The sequence below is a fragment of the Arcobacter sp. F2176 genome (genome assembly GCF_004116465.1).
Classification (GTDB): Bacteria; Campylobacterota; Campylobacteria; order Campylobacterales; family Arcobacteraceae; genus Arcobacter; species Arcobacter siniprincipis.
Genome location: NZ_PDJV01000002.1, coordinates 268,431 through 293,021 on the forward strand (window position 1 = coordinate 268,431; position 24,591 = coordinate 293,021).

General features: G+C 29.1%; 22 protein-coding genes. 5 read left to right on the top strand and 17 right to left on the bottom strand.

Annotated features, from left to right (window positions below; all coding sequences use genetic code 11):
- The 13 genes from nuoL to CRU95_RS03135 form a co-directional block, all read right to left on the bottom strand.
- Positions 1-1,890, bottom strand: coding sequence for an NADH-quinone oxidoreductase subunit L (gene nuoL / locus CRU95_RS03075; RefSeq protein ID WP_129099673.1), 1,890 nt, complete (start codon positions 1,888-1,890; stop codon positions 1-3).
- Positions 1,890-2,201 (bottom strand): NADH-quinone oxidoreductase subunit NuoK, encoded by a 312-nt coding sequence (gene nuoK, locus CRU95_RS03080; protein ID WP_013136455.1) that lies wholly within the window; start codon positions 2,199-2,201, stop codon positions 1,890-1,892. The genes nuoL and nuoK overlap by 1 nt, the downstream gene beginning before the upstream one ends.
- On the bottom strand, positions 2,198-2,713 hold the full coding sequence (locus tag CRU95_RS03085; RefSeq protein ID WP_129099674.1) for an NADH-quinone oxidoreductase subunit J: 516 nt from the start codon (positions 2,711-2,713) through the stop codon (positions 2,198-2,200). Before CRU95_RS03085 ends, nuoK begins: the two co-directional genes overlap by 4 nt.
- Entirely contained in the window at positions 2,706-3,218 is a 513-nt protein-coding gene (locus tag CRU95_RS03090) for an NADH-quinone oxidoreductase subunit I (protein ID WP_129099675.1), read from the bottom strand. Before CRU95_RS03090 ends, CRU95_RS03085 begins: the two co-directional genes overlap by 8 nt.
- Position 3,219: 1 nt before the next feature.
- Entirely contained in the window at positions 3,220-4,503 is a 1,284-nt protein-coding gene (locus CRU95_RS03095; RefSeq protein WP_129099676.1) for a complex I subunit 1 family protein, read from the bottom strand.
- The gene (locus CRU95_RS03100) at positions 4,500-5,936 is read right to left on the bottom strand and encodes a 2Fe-2S iron-sulfur cluster-binding protein (protein WP_129099677.1); all 1,437 of its coding nucleotides are present in this window, start codon (positions 5,934-5,936) and stop codon (positions 4,500-4,502) included. Before CRU95_RS03100 ends, CRU95_RS03095 begins: the two co-directional genes overlap by 4 nt.
- A 34-nt stretch (positions 5,937-5,970) precedes the next feature.
- Complete coding sequence (locus tag CRU95_RS03105; protein WP_129099678.1) at positions 5,971-7,257, bottom strand: citrate synthase; 1,287 nt, start codon at positions 7,255-7,257, stop codon at positions 5,971-5,973.
- Positions 7,258-7,266: 9 nt separating this feature from the next.
- Complete coding sequence (gene nuoF / locus CRU95_RS03110; protein ID WP_129099704.1) at positions 7,267-8,523, bottom strand: NADH-quinone oxidoreductase subunit NuoF; 1,257 nt, start codon at positions 8,521-8,523, stop codon at positions 7,267-7,269.
- Between the two features lie 14 nt (positions 8,524-8,537).
- The gene (gene nuoE / locus CRU95_RS03115) at positions 8,538-9,014 is read right to left on the bottom strand and encodes an NAD(P)H-dependent oxidoreductase subunit E (protein WP_013136448.1); all 477 of its coding nucleotides are present in this window, start codon (positions 9,012-9,014) and stop codon (positions 8,538-8,540) included.
- Positions 9,014-10,648: an NADH-quinone oxidoreductase subunit D gene (locus CRU95_RS03120; protein ID WP_129099679.1), complete on the bottom strand. Its 1,635-nt coding sequence runs from the start codon at positions 10,646-10,648 to the stop codon at positions 9,014-9,016. Before CRU95_RS03120 ends, nuoE begins: the two co-directional genes overlap by 1 nt.
- Entirely contained in the window at positions 10,641-11,156 is a 516-nt protein-coding gene (locus CRU95_RS03125; protein ID WP_129099680.1) for an NADH-quinone oxidoreductase subunit B, read from the bottom strand. The genes CRU95_RS03120 and CRU95_RS03125 overlap by 8 nt, the downstream gene beginning before the upstream one ends.
- Positions 11,147-11,509 carry an NADH-quinone oxidoreductase subunit A gene (locus CRU95_RS03130; RefSeq protein WP_013136445.1) on the bottom strand — a complete coding sequence of 121 codons (363 nt, stop codon included), beginning with the start codon at positions 11,507-11,509 and terminating at the stop codon, positions 11,147-11,149. The genes CRU95_RS03125 and CRU95_RS03130 overlap by 10 nt, the downstream gene beginning before the upstream one ends.
- A 132-nt stretch (positions 11,510-11,641) precedes the next feature.
- Complete coding sequence (locus tag CRU95_RS03135; protein ID WP_129099681.1) at positions 11,642-12,790, bottom strand: MalY/PatB family protein; 1,149 nt, start codon at positions 12,788-12,790, stop codon at positions 11,642-11,644.
- An 85-nt stretch (positions 12,791-12,875) separates the two neighbouring features.
- On the opposite strand from CRU95_RS03135, the gene CRU95_RS03140 reads away from it, so the two are divergent.
- Entirely contained in the window at positions 12,876-14,687 is a 1,812-nt protein-coding gene (locus tag CRU95_RS03140; RefSeq protein WP_129099682.1) for a menaquinone biosynthesis decarboxylase, read from the top strand.
- Between the two features lie 20 nt (positions 14,688-14,707).
- Here the strand turns inward: CRU95_RS03140 and CRU95_RS03145 are convergent, their stop codons facing one another.
- Genes CRU95_RS03145 through CRU95_RS03155 form a run of 3 tightly spaced genes read right to left on the bottom strand, consistent with a single transcriptional unit; the run spans position 14,708 to position 18,312 of the window.
- The gene (locus CRU95_RS03145; RefSeq protein WP_129099683.1) at positions 14,708-15,697 is read right to left on the bottom strand and encodes an ABC transporter ATP-binding protein; all 990 of its coding nucleotides are present in this window, start codon (positions 15,695-15,697) and stop codon (positions 14,708-14,710) included.
- A gap of 11 nt (positions 15,698-15,708) precedes the next feature.
- A complete protein-coding gene (locus CRU95_RS03150) occupies positions 15,709-17,286 on the bottom strand; it encodes an iron ABC transporter permease (protein ID WP_129099684.1) in 1,578 nt (525 codons plus the stop codon).
- Positions 17,287-17,304: 18 nt separating this feature from the next.
- Complete coding sequence (locus tag CRU95_RS03155) at positions 17,305-18,312, bottom strand: Fe(3+) ABC transporter substrate-binding protein (protein ID WP_129099685.1); 1,008 nt, start codon at positions 18,310-18,312, stop codon at positions 17,305-17,307.
- A gap of 178 nt (positions 18,313-18,490) precedes the next feature.
- Here CRU95_RS03155 and CRU95_RS03160 point away from each other — a divergent pair, with 178 nt between their 5' ends.
- A complete protein-coding gene (locus CRU95_RS03160; RefSeq protein ID WP_129099686.1) occupies positions 18,491-20,806 on the top strand; it encodes a methyl-accepting chemotaxis protein in 2,316 nt (771 codons plus the stop codon).
- A gap of 60 nt (positions 20,807-20,866) precedes the next feature.
- On the opposite strand, the gene CRU95_RS03165 is transcribed toward CRU95_RS03160, so the two are convergent.
- Positions 20,867-21,874: a Fe(3+) ABC transporter substrate-binding protein gene (locus CRU95_RS03165; protein WP_129099687.1), complete on the bottom strand. Its 1,008-nt coding sequence runs from the start codon at positions 21,872-21,874 to the stop codon at positions 20,867-20,869.
- Between the two features lie 153 nt (positions 21,875-22,027).
- Between CRU95_RS03165 and CRU95_RS03170 the strand changes: the two genes are divergently transcribed.
- Genes CRU95_RS03170 through CRU95_RS03180 form a run of 3 tightly spaced genes read left to right on the top strand, consistent with a single transcriptional unit; the run spans position 22,028 to position 24,415 of the window.
- Positions 22,028-22,597, top strand: a complete 570-nt coding sequence (locus tag CRU95_RS03170; protein WP_129099688.1) for an aminodeoxychorismate/anthranilate synthase component II — start codon at positions 22,028-22,030, stop codon at positions 22,595-22,597.
- A complete protein-coding gene (locus CRU95_RS03175; protein ID WP_129099689.1) occupies positions 22,597-23,796 on the top strand; it encodes a glycosyltransferase family 39 protein in 1,200 nt (399 codons plus the stop codon). The genes CRU95_RS03170 and CRU95_RS03175 overlap by 1 nt, the downstream gene beginning before the upstream one ends.
- Complete coding sequence (locus tag CRU95_RS03180; protein WP_129099690.1) at positions 23,774-24,415, top strand: type II secretion system protein; 642 nt, start codon at positions 23,774-23,776, stop codon at positions 24,413-24,415. The genes CRU95_RS03175 and CRU95_RS03180 overlap by 23 nt, the downstream gene beginning before the upstream one ends.
- Positions 24,416-24,591: the final 176 nt, after the last annotated feature.

Here is a 24,591-nt window from a genome sequence, read left to right on the forward strand (position 1 = left end):
CTACAATCCTAACGAAATAAATAAATAAATGAAGATTGCACTCATGCCAACAAGCATGAATAGACCATAAAATCTTACATTTGCATTTTGAAGCCTACCAACTACTTTACCAAGGTTGATAAACTGGTTACAACTTCCCATGATGAAGTTATCAATGATTTTTTCATCTACTACTTTATCAATAAAAGTTGATAATTTTTTTGCACTTTGAACAAATACTGCGTTATATATTTCATCAACATAGAATTTATTAGCAACAAGTCCTTGTTCACTTTCAGGATTATATATATCAAAGTTTGCATATTTTTTATATGCTGTATATATTCCAGCAACTGCAAATAAAACAGATACTACCATTAAAATATATTCTGTGCTGTGACTCATATGTAACTCTTTTGAATCAAGTTGTGCAAGCCATGTATCAACCATGTGATGACCACCTAAAACTTCTGGTAAGTTTAAGAACCCAGCAGATATAGCACCAACTGCTAAAACTAACAATGGTAAGGTTATTGTCTTAGACGTATAAACATATTGATTGGTATTGTTTTTATTTGGAGCAACAAAAAGAATAAAATATAATCTAAACATATAAAATGCTGTTAAAAATGCTGTAAACATTCCAATTGCCCAAATCCCATATTGACCTTCATGAAATGCTGCACCTAAAATTGCATCTTTTGAAAAGAAACCAGAAAATGGAGGAATTCCTGAAATTGCAATAACACCAACTAACATACAAAAGCCAACAATAGGAGTACTAACTCTATGTTGTGCCATTTTGAAGATATTTTGCTCATGGTGTTGAGCCATAATCATACCACCTGCTGCCATGAATAACATTGCTTTGAAGAAAGCATGTGTAAATACATGAAATAATCCTGTTGAATAAAAACCTAATCCAACACCTATAAACATATATCCAAGTTGTGACATAGTTGAGTATGCAAGTATCTTTTTAATATCTTGTTGTTTAGTTGCAATGATAGCAGCAAATAGAGCTGAAAAAGCCCCAATATAAGCAATAAATGTACCAACACCTTCAATACCTTCATAAAGGAAATGGAATCTTGCAACCATATAAACACCAGCTGTTACCATTGTAGCAGCATGTATAAGTGCTGAAATTGGAGTAGGACCTGCCATTGCATCTGGAAGCCATGTATATAATGGAATCTGTGCTGATTTACCCATAGCTCCCACAAATAATAAGAAACCAGAAAGAATAAGTAGTTCAGTTGAGGCATTACCTAAGTTTGCTTCTATTGAAGTAAATGATAAATTTCCTTGTCCAATTGCAAAAAATAGTGTAATAACACCTAATATAAATCCGAAGTCACCAACTCTATTTACAATAAATGCTTTATTTGCTGCAAGAACATTCTCTTTGTTACCATAGTAAAATTTAATTAATAGGTATGAACAAACTCCAACACCTTCCCATCCAATGAATAAAATAATTGGATTGTCAGCAAGTACTAGAATTAGCATTGATGCTAAGAAAAGGTTAAAATATGCAAAAAACTTACCAAAACCTTCATCTTTGTGCATATAACCAACTGCATAAATGTGAATTAAAGAACCAACAAAAGTTACGAACATAGCCATAAAGATCGATAGATTATCACCTAAAAATTTCATTTCAATAGTTAACTTATCTACTTCTAACCATGTAAAGATAGTTTGATGATAAGTAGCATTATTGTTAACCATATTTATAAAGATTATTAAAGTAAAAATAAAACCAATGATTGGAGCGATTGTACCTATTAATGAAAATAATCTTTGTGGTAGGGCTCTTTTCTTTATATTATAAAAGTAGAATCCACCATTTAATATAGCACCAAGTAATGGAGCTAATATTATCCATACTAATAAATCTGTATGCATTATTTTTCTCCTTGTTTAAGTGCTGTAAATAAATCAGTATCTAATGATCTTTTTGTTCTAAATAAAAGAATTATTACTGATAAGAAAATGGCAGCTTCAGCAGCAGCAATTGCTATAACCATTACTGTAATTACTTGTGGATCCATATTGAAATGGTATCTAGCAAAAGTAACTAAAAATAGATTTATTCCATTTAACATAAGTTCTATTGACATATATATTACAAAAATATTTCTTCTTGCAATAACTCCAATTGCGCCAATTGAAAAAAGCATCATTGAAACAAATGCATATGATGTTAGTGATATCATGATTGTATTCCTCTAGTTTTTTTTCTTTTAGCTAATACAATAGCACCAACTAATGCAACTAAAAGTAGTATTGAAATCAACTCAAATGAGATTAACCAATTTTGGTATAAAAGCATTCCAATCTCTTTTATTCCACCAAAATTTGTCTCAATAATACTCATGTCCTTTTTTGGTAGTGCAGATACAGCTGTTAATATTACAACATTCAATGGCAACATAACAATCGCACCTATAATAATATTTCTAACTTTTTTAGGCTCTTTTGGTAAATCATGCTCATCAATATTTAAAAACATTAAGATAAATAAAAGAAGAGTCATAATTGCACCTGCATAAACTATTATTTGTACCATGAAAAGGAAAGTTGCACTTAACAATGCAAAAAGTCCAGATACAGATAAAATAGATATTAATAATCCAAGTGCTGCATACATAGGTTGTTTATGTGTTAGCATAGTGATTCCACCAGCTATTGCCATAAAACTTAAACCAATAAATAAAATATCAGTCATTTGATAAATCCTTTGCTCTTTCGTTATTCATTAAGTATTTTTTATCTACAACAAATTCCTCTCTTGAACTTCCTGTAAAACTTAAAATACCTGTATCCATTCTAATTGCATCACATGGACAAGCTTCAACACAATATCCACAATATACACACTCTAAAAGATCTATTTTAAACTCTTTTGGTCTTTTTTCAGCTTTGCCATCAAATCTTTCCTCAGCATCAATAAAAATACATTCAGCTGGACATGCAGTTGCACACATATAACATGCAACACATTTTTCAGATTCATCTTCCCATTTTGTAAGTCTATGAACCCCTCTGTATCTTTCATTTGTTGCTACATCTGTTGGTTGTTCTTCTGGATACTGAATTGTTTTTAAATTTGAAACATCTTTTAAATTCTTTGTAAAGTGACCAAAAGTTGTTTTCATACCACCCATAATAGCTGGTATGAAAAGCTTATCTTTAAAAGTTTGACCCTGTCTTTTTATTATTTTAATACCCATCTTACATTCCTGTCAAAACTATAACTGAAGCAGTTATAATAATATTTAATAGTGATAATGGTAGTAAAACTTTCCATCCTAACATTTGTAATTGGTCATATCTAAATCTTAATAAAGTCCATCTAACCCACATAAATACAAATACCATCATTAGGAATTTTACTAAGAAAGTTACTACTTGAATAACAGCAACTGCAATACTTGAACCATTTTCACCTAAACCTGTAGCTAATAAAGCACCTAAGGCTATAAATGAAACTATACCTATAGTCCAAAACGCTTTTACTAAAATACCTGTTTCTTTTGCTCTAATATCTTTTTTATCATACCAGTTATTATTTTTCTTAATCCATTTAGTAAAGATATAAATTTTAATAGGTAATAAAGCCATAAGTACAATAATTACAATGTCAATATTGGCTTTTAATGTTTGTGTATCTAACCAAGGTATTTGATATCCACCAAAGAATAGTGTCACAATAATAGCTGATGCTCCAGCCATAGCAGCGAATTCTGATACTTGGAAAAGTCCAAATCTCATTGCACTATATTCTGTATGATAACCTGCAACAATTTCTGATTCACCTTCTGCAATATCAAAAGGAGTTCTATTTGTCTCTGCAAAAGCACAAACAATAAAAATAATAGCAGCAAGTGGTTGCATAAATGCACCCCATGAAGGAATTATTTCCCAAAAAGTTCCACCTTGAAAATGTACAATGTCATTTAAGTGAATAGAACCGTAAGTTAGTAGCATAGAGATTAAAGCTAATGCCATTGATGCTTCATAAGAGATAACTTGAGCTGATGCTCTAATTGCACCTAAAAGACCATATTTACTTCCTGATGCATAACCACCTAAAATGATTCCGTATACAGATAATCCAGCATATGCTAAGAACCACATAATACCTAATTGCATTGGTAGGGCTTGCATTGAATGGCTTTGACCATCAATTACAACATTATCTGCAAAAGGAATAACTGCAAATGTTAGGAAATAACAAACAAATACTATTGAAGGAGCAATAGTAAACATAAATTTATATTTAATATGTCCTGGTGTAAAGTCTTCTTTAAATACAAGTTTTAGCATATCTGCTAAACTTTGTATTAATCCACCTAGTCTCATTGGTCCAATATGACATCTATTTGGTCCTGATCTATCTTGGATAAATCCAGCTATTCTTCTCTCCCACCATACAAACACAGGTGTTAAACCAACTGCTAGTACTACAGCTAAAAGAATATTTACTATAATAACAATTATTGATGCTGTATTCATATATTTCCTTTTTCTATCATAGTTTTAATAGTTTCAACTATTGATGATATTGTTTTTGCTTGATTATTTCTTTTCATACCTGAAACAGTTTTTTGTTTTATTCCATCAATATTTATGTAAGTTCCACTTTTTTCATAAAATGATGCAGTTGGAATAGCAACATCTGACTTCTCAATAGTTTTAGCATTGTGAGAAAAACAAGAAATAACTTTTTTACCTGTTAGTAACTCAATATTATCATCAAAATAGTTATTATCAAAAACTACTATAAGTGATGCTGCATCAAAATAAGTTTTAAATGAAGACTCATCTTCAGATATACCTACTTCTTTAAAAGAGGCTCTATTTGCACTTTTGTCATTCTTTTTCAAATAATCATCACCAAAAGTTTCATCTATGTATTGTGGTGAATATCCAGAAATATTCGCTTTTACAGCATCTGCAAATGCTTTTACATTTTGTAATTCTTCTAAACATAAGTTTGGACTTACAAGAAATAAGGCATTGTTATTTTTTGCAACTTCTGTATATAAAGCAGCTATTGCATTACTTGTAGTATCTTCTTTACCATTTACTATTGCTTTTTCTAATCTATTTTCTTCTTCATTTTTATATGATAATCTACCGTAATCACACATGAAATAACCATTAACATCATTATTAAGTCTAGGTCTAAATCTGAATATTTTGTCATCTTCATACTTTTCTTTTCTATGGTCAACAAAGATATTACATCCTTTTGAACAACCATTACAAATAGAATTAAATGTCTCCATAAACCAAACTCTTTGTTTGAATCTAAAGTCTTTTGAAGTTAAAGCACCTACAGGACATAAATCTACTACATTCATAGCATAAGGATTACTAAGTGGTCTTCCTGGGAATGTACCAATAACTGAATGGTCAGCTCTATTGATAACACCTAACTCATTTGTTCCTGTTATGTCTGAACAAAATCTAACACATCTAGTACAAAGAACACATCTTTCTTGGTCTAGCATTACATTAGAACCTAAGTCTTCTCTTTTTCTTGCATGATTTTTTTCTTCAACATTTATTCTAGATTCATAAAAACCTGATTCCATGTAAAAATCTTGTAGTTTACACTCTCCTGCTTGATCACAGGTAGGACAGTCAATAGGGTGATTGATTAGTTCTAACTCTAAGATATCTCTTCTCACAGCCATAATATTATCACTTGTTGTACTAACTACCATACCTTCTTTTACAGGAGTATCACAGGCAATTTGGGGTCTTTTTTGTCCAGCGATTTCAACCATACACATTCTACAGTTTCCATCTTTCCCCAATGCTTTGTGATAACAAAAATGAGGAATATGTATATCTTCATCTAATAATTTATCAATTAAGAGACTTCCTTTTTCTGCCTCCATCTCCTGATCATTGATTATCAGTTTTACCATTTCGCTCATTTAATAAATCCTCTTTAAAATTTTGTTGTATTAATTATTTTCCAGTATATAACTGTCTAGGTCTTGCAATTTTTGCAGTTTTATCATGTTTTAATTCTGACCATTGTGCTAACCATCCTGGTGTTCTACCAATAACAAAGATTGGTGTAAACATTGCAATTGGAATTCTAAGAGCAGTTAAAATAACTCCTGAATAGAAATCAATATTTGGATATAATCCTCTTTGGATAAAATAATCATCACTTAATGCTGCTTCTTCTACTGCTGCTGCGATATCAAGTAATTTAGAATCAAGATTTAACTCTTCTCTTAATTTATCTTGTAATCCTTTTAATGCTTCAGCTCTTGGGTCTCTATTTTTATAAACTCTATGCCCAAATCCCATCAATCTAAATGGATCATTTTTATCTTTTGCTTTAGCAATATAAGAAGGTACATTTTTAACATCACCTATCATTTTTAATTGATCCATAACTTTTTCATTTGCTCCACCATGTGCAGAACCCCATAAAGCAGAAATACCAGAAGCAATTGCAACATAAGGGTGAGCTTCAGTAGAACCAACATTTCTTACAGTTGTTGTAGAGGCATTTTGCTCATGGTCAGCATGTAAAGTAAAAATAGCATCAAGAGCATCTACTTCTACTTGTCTTATCTCTTGGCTTTTACCATTTCCTAGGTATTTCATCTTTCCACCTGGATATGCTCTTAACATATATAAGAAGTTTTCAGTGAAATATTTATCCACATCTGGATAAATAAGTGGTGTACCAATAGAATTTCTATAAGCCATTGCAGCAATTGTAGGCATTTTAGCTAAGATTCTTCTTCTCATCATTTTAAATTGTTCTTCATCTTCTAAATGTAAGTGATCTTTATAAAATGCTGCTAATGCCATAGTTGCCGCTCCCATAGTTGCCATTGGGTGAGCACCATCAGGTAAGGCATCAAATAATCTAATAATACCTTCATTTAAAAATGATCTATGTCTAATTTCTAAATCAAAGTTTCTTGAAGCTTCTTCTGTTGGAAGTTGACCCCTCATAAGTAAATAAGAAACATCTAAAAATGAGTGTTTACCAGCTAAATCAGCAATATCATATCCTCTATATCTTAATTCAGAATTTTCACCATCTATGAATGTGATTTTTGAATCACAAGATGCAGTTGATGTATAACCAGGATCATAAGTAAACATTCCAGTATCTTTGTAAAATGTTCTAATATCAACAACACTTGGGCCTCTTGTACCATCTATAATATTGTACTCATAAGCTTTACCACTTCTATTGTCTGTTAATGTAAATGTATCTTTTGCCATCTATTTTCCTTATAGTTTATTTTCAATTAATTCAAGAAATTCATGTTTATATTTTTCAACAATACTTTTAATAATATCTTTTACAGCTGGTGCAAAAACACAAATGGTTTTTCCATTCATTGTGTCACATACTTCTAAAAGTGTTTCTATATCATCTTCTTTTGCAACACCTTCTATTAATTCTTTTAAAATTTTATCAATCCAACCAGTTCCTTCTCTACAAGGAGTACACTGACCGCAAGACTCATGGTGATAAAACTCAATTAGATTTTTAGCAACATCAACCATAGAAACACCTTCTGGAATTATCATCATTCCACCTGTTCCTAAAGTTGAACCAATTTCCCACATAGATTCATAATCTAAATATGCTTTTTCAACATCATCAGCAGTTAAAATAGGACAAGAAGCTCCACCTGGGATTACGGCTTTTAATTTAAGTCCATCTTGCATTCCTCCACCAATTTCATTAATTACATCAGTCATTTTACAACCATATTGTAATTCATAAACACCTGGATTTTTAACTGGACCACTCATCGCAAATAGCATAGTTCCTGGAGCTTTTTGGGTCCCATATTTTGTATATGATTCAAAACCATTTTCAACAATATTTGGAACTGATGCAATTGTTTCAACATTATTTACAGTTGCTGGCATATCATAGAACCATTCACACTCTTTACCATGTGGCTTAAGTCTTGGATGTCCTCTTTTACCCTCAAGAGATTCAATAAGTGCAGACTTTTCACCACAAATATATGCTCCACCACCTCTATGAACTGTAATATCAACTCTAAAATCATGTTTACCCATAATTTTATCCCCAATAATTCCAGCTGCATAAGCTTCTTCAATAGCTGCATCTAATCTATCGATAAACCATTTATATTCACCTCTAATGTAAATATAAGCGTCATGTGCACCTATTGCATAACAAGAGCAAATAATACCTTCTATTAAAAGGTGTGGATCATATTGAAATATTTGTCTATCTTTGAAAGTTCCTGGTTCTGATTCATCTCCATTTACGATTAAGTATCTAGGTCTTTCATCAACTGGTGGCATAAGTTTCCACTTAGGCCCACAAGCTGCACCACCACCACCTTTTCCTCTTAGCCCACTTTTACAAACTTCTTCTGTAACATCTTCAGGAGCCATAGTAAATAGTTTTTCAATAGAAGTATATCTTCCATTTTTTAGTGCAACATCTAATTTATGAGAATCAGGAATGTCAAAATTTTTACTTACAATTTTTACAATCATATCATTTGCAGCCATTATTTACACTCCTCTATAAGATTTTTAAGAGATTCAACTGTTTGATTTTCATGGTATTGACCATTTAAAGCAAACATTGGTGCACCACCACAAGCTCCTAAACATTCAACTTCACTTAAGTGAAATTTTCCATCTGCAGAAGTTTGACCTGGTTCGATTCCAATTGTATCTTTTATAAATTTTTTAAGATTATTTGCACCCATTAACATACATGATAGAGTTTTACATAACTCAATATGATATGTTCCAATAGGTTTTAAGTTGAACATTGTATAAAATGTTGCGAATTCATAAACTTCAATTGGTTGTTTTCCAATTTTATCAGCTACAAAAATCATGGCTTCTGGGCTTACCCATCCCTCTTGCTCTTGTACTAACCATAAAGCTGGTAATAACATAGCATCTATTTTTGGGTATTTTTTAGCTGTTATTTGGAATTTTTCTTCATTTTCTTTTGTGTATTGAAATTTTGCCATTATCTATCAAACTCCCCTGCAATAAAGTTCATTGATGCCATTGTAATAACTGCATCAGCTAACATTGAATTTTCTACAATTTTTGCATAAGCTGCAAGTGAATAGAAACTAGGTGGTCTACATTTTACTTTATATGGTGTTCCTGTTCCATCACTTGTAATGTGGAAGCCTAACTCACCATTTCCACCTTCAGTAAATCCATAGTATTCACCTTTTGGAACTTTAATACCTTCAAATGTAAGTTTGAATTGATTCATTAAACCTTCGATATTTCCATAAACATCTTTTTTGGCTGGTAAGAATATTCCTGGAGCTCCTACATTAATAGGACCATCTGGCATCTCTTTCATTGCTTGTTCAATGATTCTAATAGATTGTTTCATCTCTTCAAATCTACACATAAATCTATCATAAACATCACCATGAGAACCAACTACAACATCAAAGTCAAAGTTTTCATAACCATAGTAAGGTTTGTCTTTTCTTAAGTCAAAAGCAACACCAGTTGCTCTTAAGTTAGGACCTGTAATTCCAGCATTTAAAGCAAATTCTGCATTTATAATACCAACATCTTGTGTTCTATCTTGGAATATTCTATTTCTTTCAACTAATGATAAAGCATCTTCAATAGCTTTTTCAACATCTCTTAAAACTTCATTTAAATCTTTTTCAAACCCATCATACAAGTCAAACTCTAAACCACCAATTCTAGTATAAGAGTTAGTTAATCTAGCACCAGTTAGTTTTGATAAAATATCATAAGCTTTGTCTCTTGGAGCAAAAAGATACCAATAGTTTGTTAAACCACCCATATCAACCATATTTGCTGCATTACAAACAAGGTGGTCAGTTATTCTACTTAGTTCCCCAATAACGATTCTAATCATTTTAGCTCTTGGAGTAATGTCTATTTTTAACATATCCTCAACTGCTTTTGCATATCCAATATTATTTAAAATAGCACTACAGTAATTAAGTCTATCAGTATATGGAATAACTTGAGAGTAGTTATGTGTTTCACAGGCTTTTTCAAAACCTCTATGTAAATAACCAATCTCTGTAACACAGGCAGTTATTGTTTCCCCTTCCATTGCAACAAAGTTTCTAATTGTACCATGAGAAGCGGGGTGTGATGGACCTACATTTAATAACATCAACTCTTCTAAATCATCTTGACTATAACCTTTTGATTTTAGTAATGGAACCATTTCATCCATCAAATCTTCAGTTTCAGTACAAATTTGTCCATCAGTAATATTGTAATCTTTTCTTAATGGATATCCAACAAATTGATGGTGGTTTAAAACTCTTTTCATATTTGGATGACCAATGAAGTTAATACCATATTGATCAAAAGTTTCTCTCTCAGCCCAGTTTGCAGCTTCATATAAATCACTAATAGTATCAACATTTAAGTTGTTATCAGCAACATAAGCTTTAATTACAATTTGTTTTTTGAAAGTTTTATCTCTTAATATGTAGATAAGTCCAAATCTTGAAGGAGTTACATCTGGATATTTTAAATAATCAATTGCAGTAATGTCAAGAAGTAAGTTATATCCTTCTTCATCTTTTAATCTTTTGATAGTTGATTTAATTTCATTTTGTGAAATTAACATATCTGGTTTAAGCATCAAGGATTCCTTTGAACTTTTTTACTCTATCTACAATAATAGATTCATTTTGAGCTTTTTTCTGTATACTTATAATTGCATCAAGTACTGCTTCTGGTCTTGGAGGACAACCTGAAACATATTCATCAACTGGAATAATTTGATCAACTCCTTGCAAGGTTGTGTAGTTATCATAAAATCCACCAGAACTTGCACATGCTCCCATTGATATAACCCATTTAGGCTCACACATTTGATCATAAATCTTTTTTAATACAGGTGCTTGTTTATATGTAATAGTTCCTGCGATAATTAGTAAGTCTGCTTGTCTTGGAGAAAATCTTACAACTTCTGCTCCAAATCTTGATACATCGTATTTAGCAGCTGCCACTGACATAAACTCAATCCCACAACATGCTGTACCAAATACCATTGGCCATAATGAATATGATCTTGCCCAGTTTACTGCTTTGTCAAGTCTTGTTGTGATTACTGAATCACCTAATATTGATTCTGCTCCTACTCCCATGATAATGCCTTTTTCTTATAGATGTAAATTAAACCTGCAAATAATAATCCCATAAACATAAACATTTCGCCAAGACCTAAAAATCCTAGTTCTCTAATATTTACAGCCCATGGAAACATAAAAATTATTTCGACATCAAATAGTACAAATAAAATTGCTACTAAATAAAATTTGATACTAAACCTAAGTTTAGTCCCACCAACTGGGTTACTTACACCAGATTCATAAACGGTATTTTTTGATTTGTCCTCTTTGTTTTGAGGTCCAACAAATTTTGAAAGTATAAATATTGATACTACAACAATACCTATAACAACAAAAATTGCTGCTGACAATAATAGTTCATTTGACATGCTTAATCCATTTCATAATAATATGTATATTGATTGTACACTAAGTTTATTTCAAATAGCTAGCATTTGTTACAAAAAAAAGCAAAGAGAAAAAAGTGAGAAAAAAGGTAATACTTTATTTTTTATTTAATTTTATCTTCCAAAATTAATAATTTTATTTAATCCTTTTTTAAGCTGAGTTTTTGATGTTGCTGTATTAAATCTGAAGTGTGATTTTCCATTTTTCCCAAAAGTTAATCCATCATTTAAAGCAACTTTACAATCATTGAGTAATATCTCTTTTATTTCTTGATGTGGTAAATTATATTCTTCAAAGTTAAGCCATAAAAGGTAAGTAGCTTCGGGCTTTTGTACTTTTATTTTAGTATTATTTTCAAGTGTTTCAATAGTAATATCTATGTTTGATTCAAGGTGATTTAGTAGATTTTCTAACCATTTTGTTCCATGTTCATATGCACATTGCATAGCAATCAAACCAAAGACATTTATAGTTCCGATTACTCTTTGTTTTATAATATCATCTAATTTATTTTTTAATTCATCATTTAAAGTGATACAATATGAAGCATTTAACCCTGCAATATTAAATGTCTTTCCAGGAGAGTTTAAGGTTACAGTAATATTAGCAATTTTTTCACTAATTGAGGCAATTGGAGTAAATTTTTTGAATGCTAAATCTGCATGTATTTCATCACTTACAATAGTAATGTTATTTTCAATACAAATATTTGCTAACTCTTCTAACTCTTTTTTATCCCAAACTCTTCCAACTGGATTATGAGGAGAACACAAAGCTATCATTTTTGTTTTTGGTGTAATAATTGATTTTAAGTGCTCTAAATCCATTGTATAGTAGCCATTATTTTCTTTTAATGGATTTTCTAAGATTCTTCTATTATTTGCTTTAATGCATTGAAATAAGGGAAAATATACAGGAGTTTGAACTATAATTTCATCATCAACATTGCTAAATGCTTCAATACAAGCAGCATATGCTGGAACTACTCCATTACATAAAGATATAGATGCAGTGTCAATATCCCATTGGTGTTGAGAACTCATCCAGTTTTTTATTGCTTCAAATATCTCTTTATTTTGTTTTCCATATCCAAAGACATTGTGCTGCGCTCTTTTTTGTATAGCCTCTTGTAAAAAAGGTGGTATTTCAAAATCCATATCAGCAACCCAAAATGGATCCAAATCAGTTTTCCCAAAATATTGTTCTAAATTATCATATTTACTACACGAACTATTTTTTCTATCAATTATATTATCAAACATATGTAAAACCTCTATTATAAACTATTTTTTATTGATAAAATGATATAAGATTTATACTAATTATTTGTTTACATTAGAGGGAAATATGGAAAAAGCAATAGAGCTACTTAAAAAAAACGATTTATTAAAAGTTATTGACGATGAGTTGGATATATACTTAGAGATACCACACATCGCATATGTAGAGGTTAAAAAAGAGGATTCAAAAGCGATTTTATTTACAAATCCTATTGATAAAAGAACTGGAAAGAAATTTGATATTCCAGTATTGATGAATGTATTTTGTAATGAAAAAGCTGTAAAACTCTTCATTGGTGATGGTGATAAAATAGGAAGTGAGATAGAAAGCTTACTAAAAATGAAACCACCAACAACTTTTAGTGAAAAACTCTCAACTTTTGGAAAACTTTTCGCACTTAAAAATACTATTCCTAAAAAAAATAAAGGAAAAGGTGAATGTCAACAAGTAATAAAATTAGGTGAGGATGCTAAATTATCTGATTTACCTATTTTAACAACTTGGGAGCAAGATGGTGGGCCTTTTATTACTATGGGGCAAGTTTATACAACTAGTTTAAATGGAGAGCTTAAAAACTTAGGAATGTATAGACTTCAAGTTTATGATGATCATACTTTAGGAATGCATTGGCAAATACATAAAGATAGTAATCACTTCTTTCATGAATATAAAGCCGCAGGTAAAAAAATGCCAGTATCAATTGGAGTGGGTGGAGATCCTATGTATATTTGGTGTGGACAAGCACCTTTACCTATTGGAATTTTTGAACTTATGCTTTATGGTTTTGTTAAAAATAAAAATGCACAGCTTGTGAAAAGTATAACAAATGATATATATGTACCAAGAGATAATGACTTCATAATAGAAGGCTTTGTTGATCCATCTAAGATGAGAATTGAAGGACCTTTTGGTGACCATACTGGTTACTATACTTTAGAAGAAGAATATCCATTTATGGAAGTTAGTGCAATCACATCAAAGGCAAAACCTACATATTTAGCGACAGTTGTTGGTAAACCACCTTTAGAAGACAAATATATGGGACATGCAACAGAGAGAATATTCTTGCCACTACTTAAAACTACTGCACCTGATTTGATTGATTATTATATGCCTGAAAATGGAGTTTTTCATAATCTAATAATTGCAAAAATCAAAACACTATATCCTGGACATGCAAGTCAAATGATGCATGCATTTTGGGGAGTAGGGCAAATGAGTTTTGTAAAACATGCAATTTTTGTAAACCATGATGCACCAGAACTTACGAACCATGAAGAGATAACAAAACATATTCTAAATAGAATAGATATAAATGACCTGTTTATCTCAAGAGGTGTAGTTGACGCACTTGATCATTCAAGTCCAAAATTTGCTGTTGGTGGTAAACTAGGTCTTGATTGTACAGGAGAAGAGATAAGTGATAGTGGAGTTAAAGTTTTAGCTGATGGGGAATTATTGACTAAGATGAAAGAAATTTCAAGTGATATCATTAATCTAAAACAATATTACAAATATACAAAAAATCCAGTTACTATAATAACTGTAAATAAAAATAGAAGCCAAAAGTATCTATTTGAAGAGCTTAAACCTCTGTATGAGCACTTAAGAATACTAATAATAGTAGATCAGGCTAAAAATGATGTAAGTAATCCTTACATGCTTATTTGGAGAGTTTGTAATAATATAGATTCAAATAGAGATATTTTTATAGCAAATGATACTTTAGGTGTAGATGCTACAAATAAAAACTCATATGATAACTTTCAAAGAAGATGGCCGGATGATGTTGATTGTACAAAAAGTGTAATTAATGATTTGAAAAATCGTGGGATTTTAGATTGTTCTGATGAACTTATAGCTAAGTTCCAAATATAAACTAAAGTAGTAAAGCTACTTTAGTTTTTTACACTTATGATTTTGTCTTTATTTATATCTAAATATATCTCTTCTTCTAAAGAGATATCACTATCTATATATACTCTTAATTTAATTTGAGATTCTAACTCTTTTTCAAAGCTAAGAATCACCTCTTCATATTCGCCACAATAAAGTCTATTTACAGTATTTAGTTTATAGTTATTTGCTTTATTTGTTATTTTTGTTTCATGTATTCTAATGATACTTGTTTTTTCCAAGTCTAAATTTAAATCTTCTGCAATAAATTTTGGTAAGGTATTAACTTCCCCTAAAAAGTTTGCAATATAAAAACTATTTGGATTTTTATATATGTTTTTTGGAGTATCAAATTGTACAATTCTTTTATTATGAATAATTCCTATCTTATCAGACATAGATAAGGCTTCTTTTTGATCGTGTGTTACTAATATAGCTGATAATCCTAACTCTTTTATTAGATTTTTTAGCCACAATTTTGTTTTTGCTCTTAAAATAGAATCAAGATTTGAAAAAGGCTCATCAAGAAGTAAAATCTTTGGTTCATAGGCTATTACTCTTGCTATTGAAACTCTTTGTTGTTGACCACCACTTAATTCATGGATTTGTTTATTTTTATGTTCTATTAAATCGAATTGTTTTAATAATTTATCAACTCTTTTTTGTCTCTCATTTGCTTTTAGTTTAAATAGGGCAAATTCTATGTTTTCTTTTACATTTAAATGGGGAAATAAAGCATAATCTTGAAATATATAACCAATATCTTTGTTACACTTATTTGCTCCATTTATCAAACAGGTTTCATTTAAAAATATAGAGCCAGTATAACCATCTTCTAGTGAAGCTATACTTCTTAAGATAGTACTTTTACCACAACCACTAGGTCCTAATATTGTAACTATTTCTCCAGCCTGGACATCAAAAGAGATATCATTTAATATTTCATTATCTCCAAAAGCTATAGAAAAGTTTTTTACGCTAATACCAATCATCAAATTCCTTACTAATTTTTCATTTTTTTTGCGAGAATTAAAACAGATATAATTCCAAGTATTACAATAAACATTGCTGGAACACTTGATTCAAATATCTGCGCTTGACCAACTAACTCATGGGAAAATACTGCAAGTGTGTCAAAATTAAATGGTCTTAATATCATAGTTAAAGGCAACTCTTTTATTACTTCAATAAATATGATTATTAAGCTTACAACTATTGAGTTTTTTATCAATGGAAATATTACTTTAAAAAAAGTTGCAAATGAGCTTATATCCATTGTTTTACAAGCATCATCATAAGTTTGAGGAATCTTTGAAAATCCAGACTCATAATTATTAATTGAAATGGCTAAAAATCTAACTACATATCCAAAAATAACAGCCACAATACTTCCTACAAGTAAAATATCAAAAGCTTTATTTACAATTAAAAAGAATGATAAAATTCCAACAGCTATAACTGAACCTGGAATAGAGTACCCAAGCTTTGATATTTGGGTTATATAATCTGCTAATTTACTTTTGTGCACTCGAACATTATACGTAAAAACAAAGGCCAAGAAAGTAATTAAAACAGATGTTCCAATTCCTAATGATAAGGTTTGATAAAAGACAGTCAAAAAGTCTTCATTTATTGTTGATTTATATGATAAATAAAACCAATAACTCATTTGAGAAAAAGGAAGTAAAAATCCTAAAAAAAATGGAATAAAACATAAAATAAAAGCTAATACATTTTTATATCCAGTTAATTTTTCTTTTTTAATTGGTTTAAAATCTTTTCCAGCACTTCTATATCGTGTATTTTTTCTTTGATACTTTTCCAAAAATATTAATAAAAATATAAATAGCATAAGCATAGAAGCTAGTTTAGAAGCATCTTCAACACTTCCCATTCCAAACCAAGTTCTAAATATTCCTGTTACAAAAGTAGAAACTCCATAATAATCCATAACACCAAAATCAGAAACAGCTTCCATAACAGCTAAAATAACCCCTGCAACAATCGCTGGTCTAGATATTGGAATAATAACTTTGTAAAATATTTGAAAATTAGTAAGTCCCATTGTTTTTGAAGCATCAACTATTGATGAAGATTCAGAGTTTAAATAAGTTTTAGAGATTAAGTATACATAAGGATATAAAACAAATGACATTACTAAAATAGCACCTTCTATTGACATAATATCAAAAAAATAAACTTCCCCTAAATTTTTACCAAGTAGGTCTAAAATAAAAGTTGTAACACTTCCTGTTATATCAAACATGCCTCCATAAGCATATGAAACAATATAAGTAGGAATTGCAAAAGGAAGTATCAATGCATAATGAAAAAAATTAGAACCAGAAAAGGTAAAAAGTGAAGTTATATAAGCAGTTGAAAATCCCATAATTGAAGTCAAAACTGCAACCCCAACCATAATGTACAAAGAATTAAATATATATCCCCATAATACAGTATCTACTAAATGTTTCCAGTTTGGAGTACTTACAAATATATTTGATAATATAAATAGTGCAGGCATAGAAATAAGTAGAGTTAGAAGAACACTACTTATTGTTAGTTTGTTAAAATATTTCAATTATTTTAAAACCTTTCTTTATTTCCAACCAGCTGAGTCAAATATTCTTACTGCTTCAGCATTGTGTTTACCTAATTCATCAAGAGAGATATTGTCAGGTGTAAATGTTCCCCAAGATTTTGCAACTTTTGATTCATGCACGCTTTTTAGTATTGGATATTCATAATTATCTTCAGCAAAAAGTTTTTGTGCTTCTGGGCTTGCTAAAAACTCTATAAATTTTATGGCATTTGCTTTATTTGGAGAATATTTTGCAACCCCTGCTCCACTTATATTTATATGTGTTCCACCATTTTCAAATTTTGGAAAAAATACTTTAACTTTATTAACAGCATCAACATCTGATAAATTTTTACTTCCGTACATTTTACCAACATAATATGTATTAACAATTCCAATTTTACCAATACCATAAGCTATCGCTTTTACTTGGTACATATCATCACCTTTTGGACTTCTTGCCATATTTGCAACTATTCCTTTTGCCCATTTTAAAGCATAATCTTTTCCATGGTGAGCTACAACTGCTGCTAATAAAGATTGGTTATATGCATTATTTGAAGATCTAATCATGATTTGACCCTTGTATTTTGGATCAGCTAAATCTTCGTATGTTGATAACTCATTTCCTATTCCCTCACCTTTTTTATAAACTGTAACTCTTGATCTTATTGTTACACCAAACCATTCATTATCTTTGTCTCTTAGATTTTTTGGAATATTTTTTTCTAGATAATCTGATTTTATGGCTTGTAATAGACCTTTTGTTTTGGCTTTGTATAAACCAGCTGCATCAACAGTAATAAGAACATCTGCAGGAGATTTATCTCCTTCTGTTTCCATTCTTTTTATTAATTCATCTGCCATTGCTTTTACTACATTTACTTTGATACCTGTTTCTTCTTCAAATAATTTAAATATTTTTTTATCTGTATCATAATGTCTATGTGAATAGACATTTACTTCTCCACTTGCATAAAGTGAGCTTGCTAACAATAATATAATTGGTATAAAAATTTTTAACATATGGGATTCCTTTTAGAATATAAGAATAATTTTTGCAATGATTATAAGAAAAAATAACTTTGCTTATCCTTAATAATAAGAATGATTATCACTAATTATAGCGATAAAAAAGTGACTTTGGTTCTTTTTTCTTTGCTTTTTTATGTTAATATTTGGTTAATAAATGAAAAGGATAAAGATGAAGAATTTATCAATAAAAAGTAAATTACTTTTGATAATAATATTTACTATAATAATAGTAGCAGGTCTAATAGCAGTTAAATCTATTTATTCATTAAATGAATTAACAAAAGAGAATATTGCAACTTATAAAAAGAATGCATATGAAGAACAAGAGAAAGAGTTAAAATCATATGTTGATTTTGCTAGAAATGTAGCAGTAGAATATTATAAAAAATCAGATATTAATATTATTAAAGAAAATATTAAAAAAGATTTAGAAGGACAAATGAATTTTTTATTTTTTATGCTTGAAGATTTGTATAAAAAATTTAATGGAAAAGTTTCAGATGAAGAGCTGAAAAGAATTTTACTAGATGCAGTAGGTTCTGCAAGATATGGTACAAATAATGGCTATTTTTTTGTTTATAATGAAGATGCAATTGTATTAAAACACCCAATAAATCAAGCAAAAGAAGGAAAACGATATCCCAAACCTCATATTTTGAATTTCATTGATTTAGCAATTAAAAATGGGCAAGGATTAGTTTCATATGAACAAACTGTTCCCAATAAACCTCCAAGAGAAAAAGTCGCATTTGTAAAATTATTTAAACCTTATAAATGGGTAATTGGAACAGGTTCATATTTAGATAATATCACTGAAAAATTACAAGCAGAAGCTTTGTCAACTATAAAAGCAATGAGATACGGTAAAAATAATAATGGTTATTTCTTTATATATGATTATGATGGAAATAATGTTATGCATCCTATTAAACCACAAAATGTTGGTAAAAACTTTATGAAATCAGCACATATAAGAGATTTGATTTCTTTAGCAAAAAAAGATGGTGGATTAGTAAAATATAATTTTATCAAACCAAATGATAAAAAGTTGTACGAAAAATTAGGATATGGTATAGGATTTGATGAATGGAAGTGGATGATAGGAACAGGTGCATATACAGATGAAATAGAAGCAAATATTAATAAAATGCAAAAAGAGTCAGATGAAAAAATACAATCAATTGTATTTGGAATCTTACTTATAGCTCTTATTGTTTCATTTATTGTAGGTTTATTTGTAGTATATTTTATAAATAAACAAATAACTAATCCTTTAAGCACATTTCAAAATGGATTACTTAACTTTTTTAGTTATTTAAATAAAGAGACTTCTGCTGTAGAAAAAATTGTTATTAGTAATAAAGACGAAATAGGGACAATGGCTAATATTGTAAATATTAATATTGAGAAGACACAACAATTAATTGAAGAAGATGAAAAAGTCATTGAGAATGTTAAAGATGTTGTAATGGCTGTAAACTCTGGAAATTTAAGTACAAGAGTTACTCAAAAAACTGAGAATCAAGGTTTAGAAGAGTTGAAAAATATTTTTAATGAGATGATTGATTCTATTTCTAGTAAAATAAATAACAATCTAAATGATATTGATTCTGCATTAAATGAGTTGAAAAATATGAACTTTACACATAGAATAAAGAATCCAAATGGAAAAGTTGCAATTGCATTAAACTCTTTAGCTGACACTATTAATGAAATGTTAGTTAATAATATGAATAATGGTCTAAATCTACAAAGTTCTGCAAAAGAACTTTTAAAAAATGTAGCAATACTAAATACTGCTTCAAATGAATCAGCTGCTTCTTTAGAAGAAACAGCAGCAGCAATTGAAGAAATCACTTCAAATATTGCAAGTAGTGCAGAAAATATCTTACAAATGGTTTCTTTTGCAAATAAAGTATCTAAATCTGCTATAGATGGTGAAAATCTAGCAAATAAAACAACAATCTCAATGGATAGTATAAATAATGAAGTTATTGCAATTAGTGAAGCAATTACTGTCGTTGATCAAATTGCATTTCAAACAAATATTTTAAGCCTAAATGCTGCAGTAGAAGCGGCAACTGCAGGAGAAGCTGGAAAAGGTTTTGCTGTTGTTGCAGCTGAAGTGAGAAATCTAGCTTCAAGAAGTGCAGATGCGGCAAAAGAAATTAAAGAGCTTGTAGAAAAAGCAACAGTAAAAGCAAACGAAGGTAAAAATATCTCAAATCAAATGATTAATGGTTATGCAGAATTAAAAGAAAATATTACACAAACTTTAGGATTAATTTCAAATGTTGAAATTTCAAGTAAAGAGCAAAGAATGGGAATTGAACAAATAAATGATGCAGTAGCAACTTTAGACCAACAAACGCAAAAAAATGCAAGTGTGGCTAACTTAAGTAATGAAATTGCAGAAGAGACTCAAAAAATTGCAGGTAAGATTTTAGAAGAAGTTGAGGAAAAAGATTTTATTGGTAAAAAATAAATTTAAATAGTTTATTCAAAATAAGTAGTGTATTATTACACTACTTATCTATTGAAATTTTTATTTCCATCCTGTTTGGTCAAAGATTCTAACAGCCTTTGCGTTATTTTCTCCTAAAGTATTGATAGAAATTGTATCATCAGTAAATGTTCCCCATGATTGAACTAATTCTGATGCTTTAACATCTTTTAAAATTGGATACTCAAAATTACCTTCTGCAAAGATTCTTTGTGCATCAGCACTTGCTAAAAATTCTATAAATTTTATAGCATTATCTTTATTAGGAGCATATTTTGTAACTCCAGCTCCACTAACATTTATATGAGTTCCCCCATTTTCAAATTTAGGAAAAAAGATTTTTACTTTTTTTACCGCTTGAGCTTGTGATTTATCTTTATTATCAACCATTTTACCTATGTAGTAAGTATTTGCAATAGCAATAGAACCAATGCCATTAGCTACAGCTTTTACTTGATATCTATCATTACCTTTTGGTTCTTTTGCCATATTTGCAACAATTCCTTTAGCCCATTTTAAAGCAAACTCTTCCCCATGATGTGCAATAACTGCTGCTAAAAGTGATTGATTATATGCATTATTAGAAGATCTAACCATTATTTTACCTTTAAATTTTGGATCTGCCAATTCTTCATATGTTGATAGTTGATCTTTAATCCCCGATCCAACTTTGTATACAGCAACTCTTGCTCTTTTTGTTAATCCAAACCATTGGTTATCTTTGTCTCTTAATTGAGCTGGTATATTCTTTTCTAAAATATCAGATTCTATTGTTTGTAACAAACCACTAGATTTAGCTTTGTATAATCCTGCTGCATCAACTGTTATTAAAACATCAGCAGGTGATTTTTCTCCTTCTGTTTGTATTCTTTTAATTAAAGCTTTTGCTTCAGCTTTTACTATATTTACTTTTATACCAGTTTTTTTTTCAAACATTTTAAATAGTTCTTTGTCTGTATCATAATGTCTATGTGAATAGATATTTACTTCTTGTGTAGCAAATAATGAACTTGAAAATATTAATATACTGATTCCTAATTTTTTTAACATGTTGCCCCTTTTATTTTTGAAACTATGAATAATATAAAACTAAAACTTAGTATATTCTTAGTTACAATAATCATTATCATTATATTTATTGTTTATAATACTTTTATAAAGTAAATTTGATATAATATATTTTTAAATAAGGAAAATGAGAAAATGATATTAATGATTGATAATTATGACTCTTTTACATATAATATTGTGCAATATTGTTTAGAGTTAGGTGCTGATTTAAAAGTAATAAGAAATGATGAACTAAGCGTGGAAGAGATTGAACAACTTAATCCTGAAAAGATAATAATTTCTCCAGGCCCTGCAACTCCAGATGATGCAGGAATATGTTTAGAAGTCATTGAATATTTTGCTGATAAAAAACCTATATTTGGTATTTGTTTAGGACATCAAAGTATTGCACAAGTATTTGGTGCAAAAGTTGTTAGAGCAGATAACATGATGCATGGAAAAATCTCAAAAGTAAAAGTCTTAAATGATACAATTTTATTTAATGGACTGCCAAATGAATTTACTCAAACTAGATATCATTCATTAACTGTTATGCAAGATAATTTACCCTCTTGTATTAAAGTTACCTCTAAAAGTTTAGATGATAATGAAATTATGTCTTTGGAAATTGAAGGTAAAAAAATTTATGGAGTTCAATTTCATCCAGAATCAATCATGAGTGAATATGGATATGAAATAATTGGTAACTTCTTAAAAATATAATGATTAAACAAAAATTTTACAACTATATCTTTGGAATAACCTTAGCCACCTTTTTTGTTGTACTAATTTTTGTTGCCAATAGTTTAAGCATTTCATATAATGAAGCACTAAATGTTTTAGTAAATAAATCTGTTTTATCTTATATAACAAAATCTAGTACATATTTTTTTGGGAGTAATGATATATCTATTCGACTTCCTTTTATTATACTTTATGTTTTTAGCGTTATATTAATGTATTTACTTACTAAGGATTATTTTAAAAAAGAAATAGATAGATTATTTAATGTACTTATATTTATGTTTCTTCCTGGAGTTGTTAGTGCTTCTTTATTAATAAATAGTTCAATTGTTGTTATATTCTGTACCTTAATATATTTATATTATTATAAACTTTATTCAAAGCATAATTACTATTTGTTATTCTTCTTTTTATTTGTGGATAATTCCTTTGCAGTTTTCTTTTTAGCATTATTTTTTTATTCATTAAATAAAAAAGAAAATAAATTGTTAATAATATCTTTGATTTTATTTGCTTTATCAATGTATATTTATGGATTTGAATCTACTGGAAAACCAAGAAGTTATCTATTAGATACTTTTGGAATATATGCTTCAATTTTTTCTCCATTAATATTTTTATATTTCTTTTATTCATTGTATAGAGTTGGAATTAAAGGGACGCATTCAATATATTGGTATATTTCAATTACGGCTATGATATTTTCTCTTTTATTTTCTTTTAGACAAAAAATTTATATAGAAGATTTTGCTCCATATGTTGTGATATCGCTACCAATTATGTTGAAATTATTTATGCATTCATTAAGAGTTAGGTTACCAGAATTTAGAAGGATACATTATAATATTATAAAATTATCTCTTTTTTTTCTTTTTATTAATACCTTTTTACTTTTATATAATAAACCACTTTATTTGATTTTAGATAATCCAGAAAAACATTTTGCATATAATTATTATTTTGCAAAAGATATTGCAAAGATTTTAAAAAAGAATAAGATTAATAATATAAAAACTTTTGACAGAAAACTTCAAAAAAGATTAGAATTCTATGGCATTGTAAAAGGTAATGATTATTTTGTTTCTTTGTATGATCCAATAAAGTATGATCAAAAATTTATAATAAAGTATTTTAATAAAGACTTATTAGATATCTATGTGCGAAAAATCAAACAATAAAAAATCATATTTCTTATTTGAAATTATATTTGTAATACTATTAATATCATATTTTTCATATTCACTTCTGCCTAAAAATACTCAACCAGAATTTAAAGTAGCAATAGATAGATTGGTACTTTATTTAAATCAAACAAAACTACAAGCTTTTATTGATGATAAATATGATTTATCAAATCCAAAATGGTTTAGAAAAAGATGGACGTTGAAGTTTTTTAATTGTAGTGAAAATGTTGGTGGTATTTATTATTCTATATATAGTGATACAAATATGACCGGACATCCAAACGCAGATGAGAGTTTAAAAGACCCACTTAGTAAAAAATATATTTACTCATCAAATAGTTGTGAAGAAAATAATTCCAATAGTGAATATGTTTTATTAACTAAAAAATTTGGAATAAAAAATATAAGTATGACATGTAATAGTACTACTTCATCAATAGGACAATTATCATTTGGAAGTGATGGAAAAGTCTATTCAAGGTTAAGTACAGAAGAAAACGATGAGTCTTCATATTTATTAAACGAAGATTGTATTATAAATTTTATATCTAAAAAAGGCGATATATCGGGCATTAAGGTACATGCAAATACAGGATTTATTGAAAAACTCTAAAAATTTCAAAATTTAAGCTAAATTTAATTCCCAGCACTTGACAAAGGCAAAAAAACCTATTATAATTCCCGTCCAATTTGAGTGACAAACGTCGCAAAGGGTTGATGTTCTTTAACAAACTACGGTTTTAAGAAGTAAGTAACTTTTATAAACCGAATATGATATAAAACAAGAGA

What these genes read in the sequence shown, in the direction of transcription:
- nuoL (WP_129099673.1), bottom strand. Translation starts at nt 1,890, where the DNA reads ATGCATACAGATTTATTAGTATGGATAATATTAGCTCCATTACTTGGT.
- nuoK (WP_013136455.1), bottom strand. Translation starts at nt 2,201, where the DNA reads ATGATATCACTAACATCATATGCATTTGTTTCAATGATGCTTTTTTCA.
- CRU95_RS03085 (WP_129099674.1), bottom strand. Translation starts at nt 2,713, where the DNA reads ATGACTGATATTTTATTTATTGGTTTAAGTTTTATGGCAATAGCTGGT.
- CRU95_RS03090 (WP_129099675.1), bottom strand. Translation starts at nt 3,218, where the DNA reads ATGGGTATTAAAATAATAAAAAGACAGGGTCAAACTTTTAAAGATAAG.
- CRU95_RS03095 (WP_129099676.1), bottom strand. Translation starts at nt 4,503, where the DNA reads ATGAATACAGCATCAATAATTGTTATTATAGTAAATATTCTTTTAGCT.
- CRU95_RS03100 (WP_129099677.1), bottom strand. Translation starts at nt 5,936, where the DNA reads ATGAGCGAAATGGTAAAACTGATAATCAATGATCAGGAGATGGAGGCA.
- CRU95_RS03105 (WP_129099678.1), bottom strand. Translation starts at nt 7,257, where the DNA reads ATGGCAAAAGATACATTTACATTAACAGACAATAGAAGTGGTAAAGCT.
- nuoF (WP_129099704.1), bottom strand. Translation starts at nt 8,523, where the DNA reads ATGATTGTAAAAATTGTAAGTAAAAATTTTGACATTCCTGATTCTCAT.
- nuoE (WP_013136448.1), bottom strand. Translation starts at nt 9,014, where the DNA reads ATGGCAAAATTTCAATACACAAAAGAAAATGAAGAAAAATTCCAAATA.
- CRU95_RS03120 (WP_129099679.1), bottom strand. Translation starts at nt 10,648, where the DNA reads ATGCTTAAACCAGATATGTTAATTTCACAAAATGAAATTAAATCAACT.
- CRU95_RS03125 (WP_129099680.1), bottom strand. Translation starts at nt 11,156, where the DNA reads ATGGGAGTAGGAGCAGAATCAATATTAGGTGATTCAGTAATCACAACA.
- CRU95_RS03130 (WP_013136445.1), bottom strand. Translation starts at nt 11,509, where the DNA reads ATGTCAAATGAACTATTATTGTCAGCAGCAATTTTTGTTGTTATAGGT.
- CRU95_RS03135 (WP_129099681.1), bottom strand. Translation starts at nt 12,790, where the DNA reads ATGTTTGATAATATAATTGATAGAAAAAATAGTTCGTGTAGTAAATAT.
- CRU95_RS03140 (WP_129099682.1), top strand. Translation starts at nt 12,876, where the DNA reads ATGGAAAAAGCAATAGAGCTACTTAAAAAAAACGATTTATTAAAAGTT.
- CRU95_RS03145 (WP_129099683.1), bottom strand. Translation starts at nt 15,697, where the DNA reads ATGATTGGTATTAGCGTAAAAAACTTTTCTATAGCTTTTGGAGATAAT.
- CRU95_RS03155 (WP_129099685.1), bottom strand. Translation starts at nt 18,312, where the DNA reads ATGTTAAAAATTTTTATACCAATTATATTATTGTTAGCAAGCTCACTT.
- CRU95_RS03160 (WP_129099686.1), top strand. Translation starts at nt 18,491, where the DNA reads ATGAAGAATTTATCAATAAAAAGTAAATTACTTTTGATAATAATATTT.
- CRU95_RS03165 (WP_129099687.1), bottom strand. Translation starts at nt 21,874, where the DNA reads ATGTTAAAAAAATTAGGAATCAGTATATTAATATTTTCAAGTTCATTA.
- CRU95_RS03170 (WP_129099688.1), top strand. Translation starts at nt 22,028, where the DNA reads ATGATATTAATGATTGATAATTATGACTCTTTTACATATAATATTGTG.
- CRU95_RS03175 (WP_129099689.1), top strand. Translation starts at nt 22,597, where the DNA reads ATGATTAAACAAAAATTTTACAACTATATCTTTGGAATAACCTTAGCC.
- CRU95_RS03180 (WP_129099690.1), top strand. Translation starts at nt 23,774, where the DNA reads ATGTGCGAAAAATCAAACAATAAAAAATCATATTTCTTATTTGAAATT.